We start from the raw sequence: 14777 nt of genomic DNA, 5'->3' as shown, positions 1-14777 counted from the left end.
GGTGCCGAACCAGATCTCGCCGGTTGCAGCGAGGTATTGCATGTGCCGGACGACACCGCCGCCGGACGGGATTCCGGTGATCGAGAAGAAGGTCTCGCTGTCCGGATCAAAGCCGACAAACCAGTTGGGATCGACACCGGTTTCGACGAACCAGACCCGGTCCTGCCCGTCCACGGCCATCGCATAGGGTCTCGCATTGGCGCCGGACGGCATCGGCCACTCGCGGACCGATCCGTTGGACGGATCGAGCACGCCGAGAAACCCGTCGGCATAATCGCCATACCAGATGCGCCCGTCCGAGGTGATGTCGAGCCGGCGCGGCCGGGCGGTTTCGCGCGGCAGGTCGTGCTCGGTCAGGACCAGGGTGTCCGGATTGATTGCGGCGAGCTTGTGGGTGCCAAAGAGGGCGACCCAGATTGTGCCATCCGGGGCGAGCTTGATACCATAGGGGCGGGCCGATCCGGTCGGTACGTTGATGATGTCGAGCGCGCGGCTCTCCATGTCGAGCCGGCTGACCGTGTTGCTGCGCTGGCTGGTGAACCAGATATGGCCCTGCCCGTCGAAGATCTGGGTATGGGGGTCGGCAGCCGTCTCGCGCGGCGTCTCGACATGGTCGAATTCACCGGTTTGCGGATCGTAAATGCCTATATGGGCGTCACGATTGCCGGCATACCAGACGCGGCCATCGGTGCCGACAATGAGATTGTGAGGCCCGGCACCGTCGCGCATCTCGATACGGTTCATCGCACCGCTCGTGACATCGAGGCGGCCGAGATAGGAATTGGCCTGGCCGACGAACCAGACGGTTTCGCCGTCCGGCGAGTAGGGATCGCGAGGGCGGCCCTCCCAGGGCACTTCCCACTCCTGGATGTCGATGGCGGCAAGCTCGCGGCTGTCGGTCGGCGGTGAGACGTTGTCGGCCGGACTTGTGTCCTGCCGTGCAGCCGGTTGCGTCGCATCGTGGTGACCCGGCAATGCCGTCCCGGCCTCTCCGGAGCCCCCTGGCCCCCGCTCGGCCGCTGGCGAACAGGCGGCCGCCAGCAGTCCCAGGGCCGAAGCTGCCAGCAGCAATCGATGGCTCAGACGACGGTTCGGACAACGGCTCAGGCGATTGGGCATGGTGTCTCTCCCTTGCCACGAGAGATATCGCGCCGTCGTTTCGCCTTCAAGGCAAAGCGCAAGGGCGCCTACCAGTGGCGGCGATGTCCGCGCAGATAGTGGATCAGCCGTGTCGAACCGCGCACGGTGTAGGTCCGTCCGTGACGGTCCGTACAGACCCGGTAGGAGACCAGCGCCGGCCGGCCGCGAAAGCTTGACCGCTGGCTTTCGCTCCAGCAGCGCGAGGCGTGCCGGCGTCCGTCACGATAATGGTGGCGATTATCGCGCCGGTAATCGTGGTGGTGGCGCGAGGCCCGGCGGTCGCGATAGCCGTGGCGGCGCGGGTGATGGTGCCGCTGCACGCGTTTTTCACCGGACTCCACGACCAGCTTGATGCCTGGGGACGTCCCGCTGGCGGAGGCCGTTGCGGCACTGGCAAGGCCGCTGGCCCCCATGGCGAGCGCGAGTCCGCAGGCGATCAGCTTGACAGATTTCAGCATGTGATCCTCCTTTGAATGCGAAGGAAAACCTCACATTTCGCGCCTGACGGGAATGTGAACATCCTATTCACCAAGATGAGTGAACGCCTTTGGCGGGGCGGCGAATTAAGGAGGCTGTTAAGGCCCGGGCGCTAGAAGGAGCGTATGATTGCTGCCATGAAATCCACCGGCTCACCCCTGTTCGACGCGGCCCATCTGGCTCGCTATACCGGCGATGACGCGGCGCTTCGCGCGGAATTGCTCGACCTGATGTGCGAGCAGGCCCGCCGTTGTCTGGCGATCATGGAGGCGCCAGGCGATCCGGCCAGCTGGCGCGCCGCCTGCCATACGCTCAAGGGGGCCGCCCGCGGTGTCGGTGCCTTTGCGCTGGCTGATATCTGCGATGAAGTCGAGCCCCAACCTGAAACCGCCTGGCCGGGCGCCCGCCTGGCCGTCGAACATGTGTTCAGGGAAACCGAACTCGCTTTCGCGGCGGCAGACTGACGGAAAACCGGCTGACCGACCCTAGCGCGTGGCGTCCCAGACGCTGAACTCATAGGCAATCGAGCGTTCGACCAGTTCGCGCCAGACCGGTTCGGCGATCTCCACGGCGAGACCGATCGCTTGCGCTTCCCGGCTCACCTTGCTGATTACATCATTGATCCGCCATTCATCCCGCACCACGTCGCGGCTTGGCTTGATGCGGGCTGCGGCCTCCATGTAGCGGGCGCGTTGTGCGATGAGGGCGACCAGTTCGCGGTCCAGCGCGTCAACGCCTTCGCGGACCTCCTGCATGGTCTGGCAGGCTTCGGGCGGGGTGATGCCGGTTCGGGTCGGGGTGTTCATGCGGGCGGATACCTGTGTTCGTTTGGCCTGTTATAGGCGGGCTCGCGGCCTCGCCCAAGCGGCGGACTGTCACAGCTGCCCGGCCAGGCGCAGGCGCGCCGGCCTGGCTGCGCTGCCGTGACGCGCTTTCATCTATCGATCTCGCCGCCGGTCGCGCTATGCTGGAGGGAACAAGGGAGTCGTCTCATGAACGAGCCAGTGCGCATTTATGGTGACCGCCGCAGCGGCAATTGCCTCAAGGTGAAATGGAGCGCCGACCGGCTCGCCATTCCGTATGACTGGCACGAGGTCGATGTCGTGAAGGGCGAGACCCGGACCGAGGATTTCCTGGCCATCAACCCGGCCGGACAGGTGCCCTGTCTCGAGCGCGAGGATGGCCGCATCCTGGCCCAGTCCAACGCTATCATCTTCCATCTGGCCCGCGATTCCGAACTGATCCCGGCAGATCCGTTCGACCAGGCAAAGATGCTGGAATGGATGTTCTGGGAGCAATACAGCCACGAACCCTTCATCGCCGTGCGCCGCTTCCAGAAGGCCTTCATGAACATGGGCGATGACACGATCGACCCGCAGCTCATGGCCAAGGGCCGGCGTGCGCTCGGTGTGATGGAAATGCGCCTGCTGTCGCGCGATTTCATCGTCCGCGACACGCTTACCCTCGCCGATATCGCGCTGGTGGCCTATACCCGCGTCGCCGATGAGGGCGGCTTCGATCTCGACGAATTCCTCGGCGTCCGCAGCTGGATCGCCCGCGTCGAAAGCGAGCTGGAGCTGGACTATGACGAGGGCCGGGTGACGGCGCTGGCCTAGGCGCGTGCTTTCGGGGACAGGTACAATTAACGACACGCGTTAATTGTACCTGTCCCCATACGCGCTAACGCGCCAATTCCTTCATCGCGGCGTCAACGCCTTCCAGGGTCAGCGGGAACATGCGGTCGGCGCCGATAATGTCCTGGACGAGGCGGGTGGAGTAGGAGTGCTCCCACCATTTTTCCGGCGTCGGATTGATCCAGATCAGGTGCGGCCAGGTGTCGACAATGCGCCTGAGCCAGACCGCGCCGGCCTCCTCGTTCCAGTGCTCGACCGACCCGCCATCATGGGTGATCTCATAAGGTGCCATGGCCGCGTCGCCGACCAGGATGACCTTCCAGTCGGCCGGGTATTTGTGCATCACGTCCATGGTCGGCACGGTCTCGGTGCGACGACGCAGGTTTGACCGCCACACGCCCTCATAGGGGCAGTTGTGGAAGTAGAAATATTCGAGATTCTTGAAGGTCGAACGGGCCGCCGAGAACAGCTCCTCGCAGAGCCGGATATGCGGGTCCATCGAGCCGCCGACATCGAACAGGGCGAGCACCTTGATCGCATTGCGGCGCTCCGCCCGCATGATGACATCGAGCCAGCCCTGCTTGGCGGTGGCGTCGATGGTTTCGCCCAGGTCGAGCTCCTCGCGGGCGCCGTCGCGGGCGAATTTGCGCAGGCGGCGCAGGGCGACTTTCAGATTGCGCGTGCCCAGCTCGCGCTCGCCATCGAGATCCTTGTAGCGGCGCTGTTCCCAGACCTTGGCGGCGCGCTTGTTCTGGCTCTCGCCGCCAATGCGCACGCCGGACGGGTTGTAGCCGGAATGACCAAAGGGCGAGGTGCCGCCGGTGCCGATCCATTTATTGCCGCCCTCATGGCGCTTTTCCTGTTCTTCCAGGCGCTTCTTGAGGGTCTCCATCAGCTCGTCAAAGGGCAGGGCCTTGAGCTCGGCCATCTCCTCCTCGGTGAGCATGCGCTTCATCATGGCGTGCAGCCATTCGTCCGGGATCTCCTTGTCCTCGAACATCTGGGAGAGCATTTCGACGCCCTTGAAGACATGGCCGAACACCATGTCGAACTTGTCGAAATCCTTCTCGTCCTTGACCAGCGCCGCGCGGCTGACCGAGTAGAAATGCGCGATCTCCGGCTCGATCACGCCCTTGTCGAGGGCTTCCAGCAGGGTCAGGTATTCCCGCGTGGTGACGGGGATCTTGGCGGCGCGGAGTTCGGTGAAGAAATGATGCAGCATGAGGCCAATCTAGCGGGGTTCGCGCGGCAGGGAAGGGTGGGGGTGTGTCGCGGATTGCCGTCATCCGCAAATGTCGGACGCGGGCCCGGCGTCAATCATGGGCGCCCGGCGCGCACCCATCCTCCAACGGAAAACGGCCCCGCCCGTCAGGGCGAGGCCGTCCAGCCGCAATGGCGTTCGTGACCCGACTAGAAGTCGTATCCGAACTCCACTCCCCAGACCCGCGGCGTCGAGATCGAGGCGAACGGCGTGCCCAGAGTGCTCGCCGTGATGTTGTTGACGCCTTCGACATACTGGTTGTCGAAGACATTGTTGACGAAGGCGCTGACCGTCAGCGCGCCATCGGGTGCCGTCCAGCGGGCCCGCAAGTCGGTACGGTTGCGCGCCTCGCCGGTGGCGAAGGCGTCATAGCCGCCGCACGTGCCCTGCAGGACGGACTGGCTGTTGCACCGGCTCTCACCGTGCCAGGCGTGATTGGCCTGGAAGGTGAGCTCGCTGTCATTGGCGAAGCCGATCACATACTCGCCGCCAAAGGCGATATTCCAGAAGGGTTCGCCGGTCGGCTCGCCCGCCAGGTCAGCGCCATTGCTGTCGGTGCGGCGCTTGTGCGTGGAGTCGATCCACTGCGCATTGCCGTGAAGGCGCAGTGCGTCCGAGGCCTGCCAGTCGAGCTCGATATCGACGCCGACGGCCTCGTCATCGGAGGTCTGGACCAGGTATTGCGGCACGCCGCCCCCGGTCGGCACGACCAGCCGGATCGACTGCTTGCCTTCATAGACATAGGAGAAGGCCGACATGTTGAAGATCAGGTCCGGGTCGAGGAAATCCGACTTGAAGCCGAATTCCCAGCTGGTGACGGTCTCGTTCTCGAAGCGCGAGCCGACCTCGACCGAGTTGTAGCCGCCGGCCTTGTAGCCCTCGCTGAACGAGCCATAGACCATGATATTGTCGGTCAGCTGGTAGTCGACGACGAGGCGCGGGCTGAGATTGTTCCAGCTGTCCTCCAGGATGCAGGGCACGCCCTCGCCGACATTGACGCCATTGTCGCAGGCCACACCGGCGAGCGGGGTGAGGTCGAAGACGAAGTCGAACAGGAAGTCGTTCGGAGAGGCTCCGGCGAGTGCGAGAATGCCGGCGCCGTCAAGCGCAGCCAGGGTCTGGTCAAGACCGTTGGCGACCCGCGGCCCATTGAGCCACTGGAAGGATTTCTCATCCTCGGTATAGCGCAGGCCGACCGAGACATTCATCCGGTCGGTCACCGACCAGATCATGTCGGCATACACGGCGCGGGCGGTGAATTCGCCCCGATTGTTCATGTTCTCCGCCCAGGAATGGCCGAGCATGGTGAAGGGAAGGCCGAACGGCACCAGCAGCCCGTATTCCAGATCGGTGAAGGGCGTGCCCGCACCGATATTGCCCAGCACGGTGTTGACCGTATCGGTGAAGGTATAGGTCTCCGAGGCCTGGATGGCGGTCTCGTCATAATAGCTGGCGCCGACCAGCCAATCGACCGGACCGCTCGTGCCGGCGAGGCGGAATTCCTGGTAGAAGGCCTCATTGTCCTCGACATTCGAAGTGTCGAAATAGGTGTCGATCCGGTTGGTACCGTCCTCGTCCTCGCGGTTCATCGTGTCGAATTCACGCCAGGAGGTCAGCGAGGTCAGCGTTATCGCGCCAATGTCCTGGCGGATGGTCAGCGTGGTTTCGGCGAGGTCGCGCGCTTCCCGGTTGAACACGACATCATTACGCAGCGGCGCGCCGAACGGGTTGAGATAGCTGGCGGTGTCGACAGGGAGCGGCGGCGTGCCGGGAGAGGCCGGCAGGTTGACAATGCCGATCGCAGGACGGGCGTCCTGGTCAATGCTGTCGCGGCTGTGACGCAGCAGGATTTCGGTCGACGGGGTGGCGTTCCAGCGCACGGTGATCCGGTCAGCCGAGGAGTCCTCGCGGCGGTAATCCTCGCCGGTGACGTCATCGGTCAGCCAGCCATCGGCCTTGTTGCCAAGGAAGTTGGCGCGCACGGCGAGCGTGTCGGTGATCGGGATATTGATCATCGCCTCGGTGCGGATGCGGTTATTGCTGCCCAGGCGGACGGCGACGCGGCCTTCCAGCGCGTCGCTCGGCTCTCGGGTGATGATGGAGACGGCGCCAGCCGCCGAATTGCGGCCGAACAGCGTGCCCTGCGGTCCTTTGAGAACCTCGATGCGCTGGATGTCGTTGAAGGCGAGCAGGGACGCACCCGAGCGGGCCGCGTAGATGCCGTCGACATAAATGCCGACAGCCGGATCGGTGCCGACCCCGAAATCGCTGGTCGAAATGCCGCGGATCGAATAGCGCGGCTGCGTCGGGCTGCCATTGGAAACGTCCAGGCCTGGCACGAAAGCATCAAGATCGCCCATGTCGTCGGCGGCCAGGGCATCGATGAACTCGCTGTCCAGCACTTGCAGCGAAATCGGCACATCCTGCGAGGATTGGGCACGTTGTTGCGCGGTGACGACGATAACGTCCTCACCCGTGTCCGTGCCCTGGGCCAGCGCGGGGGAAACCGCGATACAGGCCGCTGTCGAAGCGAGCAGGTAGCGAAAGCCACGAAGCTTGGCTGATGTGGTGGATTTCATGTTTCCTCCGCTGGGCGCCTGGCCCAATTCCGGCCTGACGCGCTGTGACAAAAGCGTGTGCGGCCGATTTTTCCCCTTGGAATCTCCGTCCGGAGACCCAATTAAACGAAACAGAATTTTTTTCAGTTATTCAAGCCGACGCGAAGCCTGTAACGGAGGAAGATGGCGGCGAGACGTAAATCGGTCACACTTGCCTTGCGGGATTGTTGTGCCAAATTACAAAATGAATTCAATGAGGCAGCTTGTGAACGAACGCGCACCGACAGAATTGGTTGATCTGGAACGACGGGCCGCGCCGCGGCAGAAACGGTCGCAGGACCGGATCGACAAGATCGTTGCCGCGACCAAGCACCTGCTGGAGCGGGGCGAGACCGACGCCATCACCACCTCCAGCGTGGCCGCCGAGGCCGGCGTGCCGGTCAGTTCGGTCTATCGCTATTTCCCCAATATCTACTCGATCCACCGCACCATTCTGGAAGAGTTCAAGGCCGAGACCGATCGCATCGTGGCGACGATCCTGGAAGATCCGGCCGAGATGGATTGGCGGGTCAGCCTGTCGAACATGATTTTCGGCCTGCGCCAGCTGGTGGTCGAAAACCCGTCCTATGGCGCCGTCTTCCGCCTGACCCTGACCACGCATGAATTGCGGGCGGTGCGGGAAGCCTGGAACCTGCGACTGGCCTCGGTCCTGTCAACGCGCTGGCGCCAGGGGCTGGACGGCTTCCACAATGGTGATCCAGATGTGGTGGCGCGGATGACAGTCGAGATCTATTGCGCCGCCGAAATCCTGATTTTCGAGACTCGGGACCGGCCGGAAAATGCGGAAGCCTATTTCACCGAGGCCCTGATGGCGCTGCAGCGCTATCTGGAACCCTATCTCGACTGATCAGCCGCAATCGCCAGGCAGGCTTTCGATCCAGGCCCGGATCAGCTCGATGCCTTCGACATGGTTCGTCGAGCGGCCGATCTCCGGCATCATCTGGTCCGGCCGAACATTGTCGAGACGGAAGAGCATGATCGACTCGTCCGGTGCGCCCGGCACAATGTCATAGCGGCGATCGCCGGTTCCCGAACCGGCCGCGATCGGCAATTTGCAGATCCCCAGGGCCGGGCCATGGGCAATGTCGGGCTCGAGGTTCAGGCCTGATGTGTCGGCCGGTCCGACCGGGCTGTGGCAGTGCGAGCAATTGGCGTCCAGATAGGATCGCGCCCGCGCTTCCAGCGTTTCATTGATATCGGCCCAGTCTGCATTGCGCGGCGCCCTGTCCGGCGCTGGCGCACCGGTCAGGAAGCCGACGGCGCTGAGATGATCGAGCTGGTTCCGTGTACCGCCGGGATAGTCGAAATCCCGGTTGAGATGGCGCGGTTTCGGCCCGATCGGCGACAGGATGCGGGTATTGGAGTCCGGCGCGTGGCAACTGGCACACTGGTTGACGTCGGGCATGACATAGTTGAACGCGGTCTCGCTGCCATCGGCATCGATCATGTTGAGTGGCACCACATCGCCATAGCGCAGCAACACCGCTTCGCTCTGCGCGTCATTCCAGCGATAGGGCAGGGCGGCCCATCCGCTCTCGCGGCGCACCAGGATGCGGGTTTCGATCAATTGCACGGCGGAGAGGTCAAGCCGGCCATCCGCCGTGGTCAACGCATGTCCGTCGCCGCGGCCCACCTGCCCGAACTCGCCGGCGCGCGGATAGTAGAAAGTCTTGGTGATGACAGTGCCGACCGGAAAGTCGAGTACATCATTCTCGCGGTAGGCCGCCTGGCTGCCATCGGGCATCCAGATCGTGCGCAGCTTGAGCGCATAGTCTGTGAAGAGCGGTGTGTTGAGATCGTAGATGACAACTCCGGCACCGGTCACAAGCTGCGGACCGACGATCCCCAGCTGTCCCCATTCGGAGAGCAGCCGCGGATTTTCCTCGGCGTGGAAACGCGGCGCCGGAGCCTGCGCTGAACAGGCGGCAAGCAGGCCGGACAACAGGCCGACGACAATCAGGAGACATCCACGCATCGGTTTCATGGTCATGGTCACAGCGATGCTCAATCCCGGCCCGGCCTATTCGGCGAAAGCCAGCTCGACGCCGGCCAGCGGTTCAAGCGTGCAACGGAAAGCCTCGGTGTCGAGACGCGGGGAGCCATAGCCGTTGGGTCCGTCGGCATTGAGCACCTCGACCTCATCGCTGACGCACAGGCGCAGCGCATCCGGCAATACACCGTCCACCAGTTTGGCGTCGTCCAGGAAACCGTCGAACAACACGTCCGGGAATGCGCCATTGAGCCCGAACATGGCAATCTTCAGTGCCGTCAGGTCGAGCCCGTCCGGCGATGTGCCGCCACCGGAATAGGTGTTGTCATGGATCCAGATCGTCTCCGGGAAGGGATCGAAATCGGTCTGCACCGAATAGTCCGAATAGCCCGTCGAGTGCAGGCTGGAGATGATGATGTTGGCGGTGTCATTGTCGGAGATCCGATTGTTGAAGATCTCGACCTGGTCGTTCGAGTTGATGACGATGCCCGAACCGGCCGGGACGCTGGCGACCGGCGTGCCGGCATGGCCGAAATTCTCGGTATTATTGCCGAACACGTCATTGTCGAAGACGCGGGTGTGATAGCCCGGCTGCGGCAGGTTCGGCATGTTGAAGACCAGGATGCCGCCGGTATTGTTGGTCGCGACATTGCCGTAGACATCGGCGCCGATGCAGTTCTCGATCTCGATCCCCGCGACGTTGAATTCAGCGCGGCTGTTGCGCACGATCACATTGCGCGACTGGCCGACATAGATGCCGGCATCCGAGGCGCCGATGGCGACGGTGTTCTCGACCAGGACATTGGTGGTCTGCACCGGATAGATGCCGTAGGCGCCATTGTCGGTGGAATAGCCATTGGTCCATTCGACGCGCACGCCGCGGATGATGATGTTCTCGCCGCCATTGACCTTGAGGCCGTCACCGATCGTGTCCTCGATGGCGAGGTTTTCTAGGGTGAAATCATTGGCGGTGACGATCAGGCCCTCGGCTCCGGCGACCTGGTCCTGGAAGTTCAGGATGGTCTGGTCCATGCCGGCACCGCGAATGGTGACGCCATCGACATTGAGGCTGAGCGAGCGGTCGAAACTGTAGATGCCGGCCGGGATCTCGATGACGTCGCCCGGCTGGGCGTCGATCAGCTGCTCCAGCAGCGTGGCCTGGTAGGTCTGGTCCGCTTCAGAAACATCGCGCCCGTCCTGGCGGCCATTGCCGCATGCGGTCAGAATCAGCGCTGCGGCGCCTACAATCATGAATCGCGTCATCTTCATTGTTTTCTCCCCGGCTCTCGCCCGCGCCTGAGCCTTCAGACTCCCGCGCCCTGTCCGTCTGTTGTGCCATAAATTTCCATATCTGGAACCGATAGACAATCAGAAACAGAAAAAGTTTCCGGTTTTAGTGCAGCCGGGTAGCCGGCTCACGGGCTCTGTGGTGGGCATCGGTGCCGCGAGGCGGGGCAGGCGCTCAGTCGGGCGTGGGTTCGGCGACCACTCGATCAATTCGGCGCAAGCCGTTCCAGCGCGTCGATATCCGCCTTCATCAGCGCATCCGAGGCCGCACGGATTGCCCCGACCGGCCAGTCCCACCAGGCGAGGGCCAGCAGGCGTTCGATATCGGCTTCGGGCAGACGTTTGCGGATGGGCACAGCCGGATTGCCGCCAACAATCGAGTAGGGCTCGACATTCCGCGTCACAACGGATTTGGCGGCGATGATGGCGCCATGGCCGATGGTCACGCCGGGCATGATGGTGGCGTCCCAGCCGATCCAGACATCATGACCGATCGTGATGCCGCCCTTGTTCGGCCAGGGGCCGGGATCGGGTTCACCCCAGCAGCCGAAGATCGGGAAGGGATAGCTCGACAACCGGTCGGCGAAATGATTGCCGCCATTCAGCACGAAGCTGGCATCGGCCGCGATCGAACAGAATTTGCCGATCTCGAGCCGGTCCTCGATGAAGTCGAAAGCGTATTTCAGCTGGGTCTCGGCAAAGCGGGCCGGATCATCGAAGGAATGGATATAGCTGTAATCGCCCGCCGTGATCTTGCGGTGACCGGCGACCAGCGGCTTGAGATAGGCCATGGACGGCGCCGCGGGCATGGGCGCGGCGTTCAGGGGATCCAGGGCGGGATGGTCGTATGTGGAGGTTTCGTTTGCGGCCGTCATGAACAGACTCCGGGTGGAAGGTGGATTTCGTATCGTCGAAATGCGCCTCCGGTCTCCCGGTCAGGCGCGGTCTAGCCGCGATTGTCCACTTGAGCGCTCTCCGGTCTACATTGTGAGCTGAAATCTTATGTTAGTCAGGTTCGGGCCGGGTGTCATCCGCCGCGCAATTGTTGAAAGTCGCGCCTGTAGCGCCGTCATTGCCAACCATATTCTCCGTCATCCCACGGGGGCTGCGAAGCAGGCATCCGGGGGATCTTCGCTTCCCCGTCAAACGGGCAGGTGAGGTCCCCCGGATCACGACGCTGTCGCGACCGTGGGATGACGGTGAAGATGGGTCATGAAAAATGGTGTCCGGAAGCCGGACACACCTTCCCCCGCGCCGGGCGCAGCCTGATCCATAAATCCCTTGTCAGCCAGCGGGCCGTATCGGGCTCTTGAGGTCAAGGGCGGCGCAGCCGCCGCTGCGCGGTTTCACCCTTGAGCTCAAGAACCCGATGCGGCGAACTCCCGGCAAGGGGTTTATGGCGGGATGAGCGTACCGCGCCTCCGGCTGAAATTGCATCATATTCATCGCGGCCCCCACACCCTTTTTCCCGGACGTGCGTCAGCGCGATCCGGGACCAACGGAAATCTCACCACCTGCCGGCCCGTTTCGTCGGTCCCGGGTCTTCGCCCGGGAAAATTGTGGTCGGTGAGTTCGGGGCTAAGCCGCGCCCGGACCGCGCGGACCCTCACCAGGCCCACCCGGACGGCGCACCATGAAGGCGAGCTTTTCGAACAGCATGACGTCCTGCTCGTTTTTCAGGAGGGCACCATGGAGAGGCGGGATCAGCTTGCGCGGGTCGCGTTCGGCGAGGACCGAGGCGTCGATATCCTCGACGAGGAGGAGTTTCAGCCAGTCCAGCAATTCCGAGGTCGAGGGCTTTTTCTTGACGCCGGGCACATCGCGGATCTGGTAAAAGAGCGTCAGCGCTTCCGACAGGAGGCGCCCCTTCAGGCCGGGATAGTGGACCTCGACAATTCTGCGCATCGTCGCTTCGTCGGGGAAAGCGATGAAGTGGAAGAAACAGCGGCGCAGGAAGGCGTCCGGCAATTCCTTCTCATTGTTCGAGGTGATGATGATGACCGGGCGGTTCCTGGCCGTGATCGTCTCGCCGGTTTCGTAGACGTGGAATTCCATCCGGTCGAGCTCCTGCAGGAGGTCGTTGGGGAATTCGATATCGGCCTTGTCGATCTCGTCGATCAGCAGCACGGAGCGCTGGGGCGCGGCGAAAGCCTCCCACAGTTTGCCCTTGCGGATGTAATTGTTGATGTCGTGCACCCGGTCATCGCCGAGCTGGCTGTCGCGCAGGCGCGCCACGGCATCATACTCGTAAAGCCCCTGCCGGGCCTTGGTCGTCGACTTGATGTGCCATTCAATCAGCGGCATGCCCATGGCCTGGGCGACCTGTTTGGCCAGCTCGGTCTTCCCCGTGCCCGGCTCGCCCTTGACGAGGAGCGGGCGCTCGAGAGCCACCGCGGCGTTGACCGCGGCGCTCAGTTCTCCATCAGCAACGTACTGATCTGTACCTTCAAAGCGCATGAGGTCGATCTAGCGCGATTGGTCGCATGTCTCCAGAGGCCTGTGCCCGTTAATTTTGTATTCGCCACCAACACGCGTCGATTAAGGGACTGTAAAGACGAATCCCGTCGAGTGTGGTTGCATTATGGAAGAGGTGCAGGATCCATGGCTGACGGGATGATACGGACCCAGAACTTTTACGCCTTCGAATGGCTGACCGGGAAAGTCGCGGATTGCGATCCGAACTTCCCGACGACCTTGTTTGCATGGGACAGCGAATTGCTGGAGCTCGGCGACGTCGACACGGCCTATTTCGGCTTCGTCCAGGAGGGCGAGGCGACGCTGGTGACAGCGTCGGGACAGTTCAAGCTCCAGGCCGGCATGTATTTCTCGGCCAACAATGCGCTCACCGTCAAAGGTGGCCGCGGCATTGTGATGGCACGCGAGCATCACCAGGCCTTCTTTTCGATCGGTGGACCGGTCGAGCCGCAGGGCCGCCTGAAATACATTGATGGCTGCACCGACAGTCTGCTGATCGCGCCGGTGAAGATGGGTGATCCCTGTCTCAACCTGCTCTTCTTTCCGCCGGGCATCGACCAGACCCCGCACACCCACCCGTCCGACCGGATCGGCGTTGTCTTCTCCGGGCGCGGCGAATGCGTCACCCCGGAGGGCATCATCCCGCTCGAGCCGGGCGTGATGTTCCGCATCCCCTATGAGGGCAATCACAAATTCCGCACCTTCGACAGCGAAATGCGGGTCATCGCCTATCACCCGGACAGTGATTTCGGTCCCCAGGACGAGAACCATCCGATGATCAACCGCACGATCGTTGACGGAGTCTCGGCCTCCAAGATCGATGCGATCCGGACGAAATAGTTTCGCGTGTCAGCCGAAACAAAAGGGGCGCCTCCGGGCGCCCCTTTTTTTGTTCGCGCTGATGACGTCCAGCCCTCAACCTGATGCTGTTTACCGAGCGTCACCCTGACGAAGGTCAGGGCCCCGATGGACTGATCAGAACTCCGCGCGATCATCCGCCGCGTGCTGCGGGCGCAGCCAGTCGGTGCCAGTGTCGTCCGGTCTGCCGCTGACCGCGTCATAGCGGCCGCGGCGCAGATTGCGGCGGCGGTTGATCTCGCTGGCGGCCGGCCGTTTCTCGCCATCGCCCAGGGCGATCTCGAGATGGCGCAGATCGGCGATCATGGCGGCGAGCTCGTCCATTTCCATGGCGAAGGGATGATCCGGGCCGGGCGTGTTGCGGTCGAAGGTGACGTGTTTCTCGATCACCACGGCACCCAGGGCCGCTGCCGCAATCGGCGCCATGGCGCCGGGCGAGTGGTCGGACAGGCCGACCGGCAGGCCGAGCGCGCGCTGCATGGTGGAGATGGCCGACAGGTTGAGATCGGCCCAGGCCGGCGGATAGCTGGCGGCGCAATGCAGAACGGTGAGCTTGCTGCACCCGGCCCGGCTCAGGCAGGCCACGGCGTCGGTCACCTCGTCGAGATAGCTGGCGCCGGTCGACAGGATGAGCGGCTTGCGCGTCGCGCCCAGCGCTTCCAGCAGCGGTGTGAAGGTCAGATCGCCTGATGCGATCTTGTAGCGTTTGACGCCGATGCCCTCCATCAGCTCGACAGCGGCGAGCGAGAAGGGCGTCGACATGAATTCCACGCCATTGTCCTCGGCGCAGGCCTTCAGGGGCGCGTGCCAGTCATCGGGCAGGCCGGCATTGCCGAAGGCCGCGAATTTCGGGTTTTCGACCACATGTCTGTCGTCGTCCTTCACAAAGCGGGCGATCAGGCCCTCCCGGGTCAGGGTCTGGAATTTGACGGCATCCGCTCCGGCCCTGGCGCAGGCCGCGATATAGCGCTTGGCCTCATCGAGATCGCCGCCATGGTTCGAGCCGATTTCGGCGATTACATCGATATGGGTCATGG

At 63.1% G+C, this 14777-nt stretch carries 14 protein-coding genes; 4 read left to right on the top strand and 10 right to left on the bottom strand.

Going from position 1 to position 14777, the window contains the following annotated elements; translation table 11 throughout:
- Together QZZ02_RS14235 and QZZ02_RS14230 are read right to left on the bottom strand one after the other, a co-directional pair.
- Positions 1–1119: hypothetical protein (locus QZZ02_RS14235; protein WP_291845365.1), on the bottom strand; the 1119-nt coding region annotated here is incomplete at its 3' end.
- Positions 1120–1187: 68 nt separating this feature from the next.
- Positions 1188–1598 carry a hypothetical protein gene (locus QZZ02_RS14230; RefSeq protein WP_291845363.1) on the bottom strand — a complete coding sequence of 137 codons (411 nt, stop codon included), beginning with the start codon at positions 1596–1598 and terminating at the stop codon, positions 1188–1190.
- Between the two features lie 144 nt (positions 1599–1742).
- On the opposite strand from QZZ02_RS14230, the gene QZZ02_RS14225 reads away from it, so the two are divergent.
- Positions 1743–2081: an Hpt domain-containing protein gene (locus tag QZZ02_RS14225; protein WP_291845361.1), complete on the top strand. Its 339-nt coding sequence runs from the start codon at positions 1743–1745 to the stop codon at positions 2079–2081.
- Between the two features lie 21 nt (positions 2082–2102).
- Here the strand turns inward: QZZ02_RS14225 and QZZ02_RS14220 are convergent, their stop codons facing one another.
- Positions 2103–2423 (bottom strand): chorismate mutase, encoded by a 321-nt coding sequence (locus QZZ02_RS14220; RefSeq protein ID WP_291845359.1) that lies wholly within the window; start codon positions 2421–2423, stop codon positions 2103–2105.
- A gap of 186 nt (positions 2424–2609) precedes the next feature.
- Between QZZ02_RS14220 and QZZ02_RS14215 the strand changes: the two genes are divergently transcribed.
- Positions 2610–3233 (top strand): glutathione S-transferase family protein, encoded by a 624-nt coding sequence (locus QZZ02_RS14215; RefSeq protein WP_291845358.1) that lies wholly within the window; start codon positions 2610–2612, stop codon positions 3231–3233.
- Between the two features lie 64 nt (positions 3234–3297).
- Here the strand turns inward: QZZ02_RS14215 and QZZ02_RS14210 are convergent, their stop codons facing one another.
- Both QZZ02_RS14210 and QZZ02_RS14205 read right to left on the bottom strand, forming a co-directional pair.
- Positions 3298–4473, bottom strand: coding sequence for a VWA domain-containing protein (locus tag QZZ02_RS14210; protein ID WP_291845356.1), 1176 nt, complete (start codon positions 4471–4473; stop codon positions 3298–3300).
- A 188-nt stretch (positions 4474–4661) separates the two neighbouring features.
- Entirely contained in the window at positions 4662–7091 is a 2430-nt protein-coding gene (locus QZZ02_RS14205; protein ID WP_291845354.1) for a TonB-dependent receptor, read from the bottom strand.
- A gap of 244 nt (positions 7092–7335) precedes the next feature.
- On the opposite strand from QZZ02_RS14205, the gene QZZ02_RS14200 reads away from it, so the two are divergent.
- A complete protein-coding gene (locus tag QZZ02_RS14200; RefSeq protein ID WP_291845352.1) occupies positions 7336–7977 on the top strand; it encodes a TetR/AcrR family transcriptional regulator in 642 nt (213 codons plus the stop codon).
- Here the strand turns inward: QZZ02_RS14200 and QZZ02_RS14195 are convergent, their stop codons facing one another.
- The 4 genes from QZZ02_RS14195 to QZZ02_RS14180 all read right to left on the bottom strand — a co-directional run bounded on the left by QZZ02_RS14195 (position 7978) and on the right by QZZ02_RS14180 (position 12864).
- Positions 7978–9120 carry an SO2930 family diheme c-type cytochrome gene (locus tag QZZ02_RS14195; RefSeq protein ID WP_291845350.1) on the bottom strand — a complete coding sequence of 381 codons (1143 nt, stop codon included), beginning with the start codon at positions 9118–9120 and terminating at the stop codon, positions 7978–7980.
- A gap of 30 nt (positions 9121–9150) precedes the next feature.
- A complete protein-coding gene (locus QZZ02_RS14190; protein ID WP_291845348.1) occupies positions 9151–10389 on the bottom strand; it encodes a parallel beta-helix domain-containing protein in 1239 nt (412 codons plus the stop codon).
- Positions 10390–10613: 224 nt separating this feature from the next.
- A complete protein-coding gene (locus QZZ02_RS14185) occupies positions 10614–11282 on the bottom strand; it encodes a CatB-related O-acetyltransferase (protein ID WP_291845347.1) in 669 nt (222 codons plus the stop codon).
- Between the two features lie 703 nt (positions 11283–11985).
- Positions 11986–12864: a MoxR family ATPase gene (locus QZZ02_RS14180; protein ID WP_291845345.1), complete on the bottom strand. Its 879-nt coding sequence runs from the start codon at positions 12862–12864 to the stop codon at positions 11986–11988.
- Between the two features lie 144 nt (positions 12865–13008).
- On the opposite strand from QZZ02_RS14180, the gene QZZ02_RS14175 reads away from it, so the two are divergent.
- Entirely contained in the window at positions 13009–13722 is a 714-nt protein-coding gene (locus QZZ02_RS14175) for a cupin domain-containing protein (RefSeq protein WP_291845343.1), read from the top strand.
- A 135-nt stretch (positions 13723–13857) separates the two neighbouring features.
- Here the strand turns inward: QZZ02_RS14175 and QZZ02_RS14170 are convergent, their stop codons facing one another.
- Positions 13858–14775, bottom strand: a complete 918-nt coding sequence (locus tag QZZ02_RS14170; protein ID WP_291845341.1) for an N-acetylneuraminate synthase family protein — start codon at positions 14773–14775, stop codon at positions 13858–13860.
- Between the last annotated feature and the right edge of the window lie 2 nt (positions 14776–14777).

Origin of the sequence: Maricaulis sp. (assembly GCF_015665295.1) — a bacterium.
GTDB lineage: Bacteria > Pseudomonadota > Alphaproteobacteria > Caulobacterales > Maricaulaceae > Maricaulis.
Note: the sequence above shows the minus strand (reverse complement) of the source record. Positions and strands in the feature narration are given on the sequence as shown.

What these genes read in the sequence shown, in the direction of transcription:
- QZZ02_RS14175 (WP_291845343.1), top strand. Translation starts at nt 13,009, where the DNA reads ATGGCTGACGGGATGATACGGACCCAGAACTTTTACGCCTTCGAATGG.
- QZZ02_RS14170 (WP_291845341.1), bottom strand. Translation starts at nt 14,775, where the DNA reads ATGACCCATATCGATGTAATCGCCGAAATCGGCTCGAACCATGGCGGC.
- QZZ02_RS14220 (WP_291845359.1), bottom strand. Translation starts at nt 2,423, where the DNA reads ATGAACACCCCGACCCGAACCGGCATCACCCCGCCCGAAGCCTGCCAG.
- QZZ02_RS14190 (WP_291845348.1), bottom strand. Translation starts at nt 10,389, where the DNA reads ATGAAGATGACGCGATTCATGATTGTAGGCGCCGCAGCGCTGATTCTG.
- QZZ02_RS14225 (WP_291845361.1), top strand. Translation starts at nt 1,743, where the DNA reads ATGATTGCTGCCATGAAATCCACCGGCTCACCCCTGTTCGACGCGGCC.
- QZZ02_RS14230 (WP_291845363.1), bottom strand. Translation starts at nt 1,598, where the DNA reads ATGCTGAAATCTGTCAAGCTGATCGCCTGCGGACTCGCGCTCGCCATG.
- QZZ02_RS14215 (WP_291845358.1), top strand. Translation starts at nt 2,610, where the DNA reads ATGAACGAGCCAGTGCGCATTTATGGTGACCGCCGCAGCGGCAATTGC.
- QZZ02_RS14185 (WP_291845347.1), bottom strand. Translation starts at nt 11,282, where the DNA reads ATGACGGCCGCAAACGAAACCTCCACATACGACCATCCCGCCCTGGAT.
- QZZ02_RS14195 (WP_291845350.1), bottom strand. Translation starts at nt 9,120, where the DNA reads ATGACCATGAAACCGATGCGTGGATGTCTCCTGATTGTCGTCGGCCTG.
- QZZ02_RS14205 (WP_291845354.1), bottom strand. Translation starts at nt 7,091, where the DNA reads ATGAAATCCACCACATCAGCCAAGCTTCGTGGCTTTCGCTACCTGCTC.
- QZZ02_RS14180 (WP_291845345.1), bottom strand. Translation starts at nt 12,864, where the DNA reads ATGCGCTTTGAAGGTACAGATCAGTACGTTGCTGATGGAGAACTGAGC.
- QZZ02_RS14210 (WP_291845356.1), bottom strand. Translation starts at nt 4,473, where the DNA reads ATGCTGCATCATTTCTTCACCGAACTCCGCGCCGCCAAGATCCCCGTC.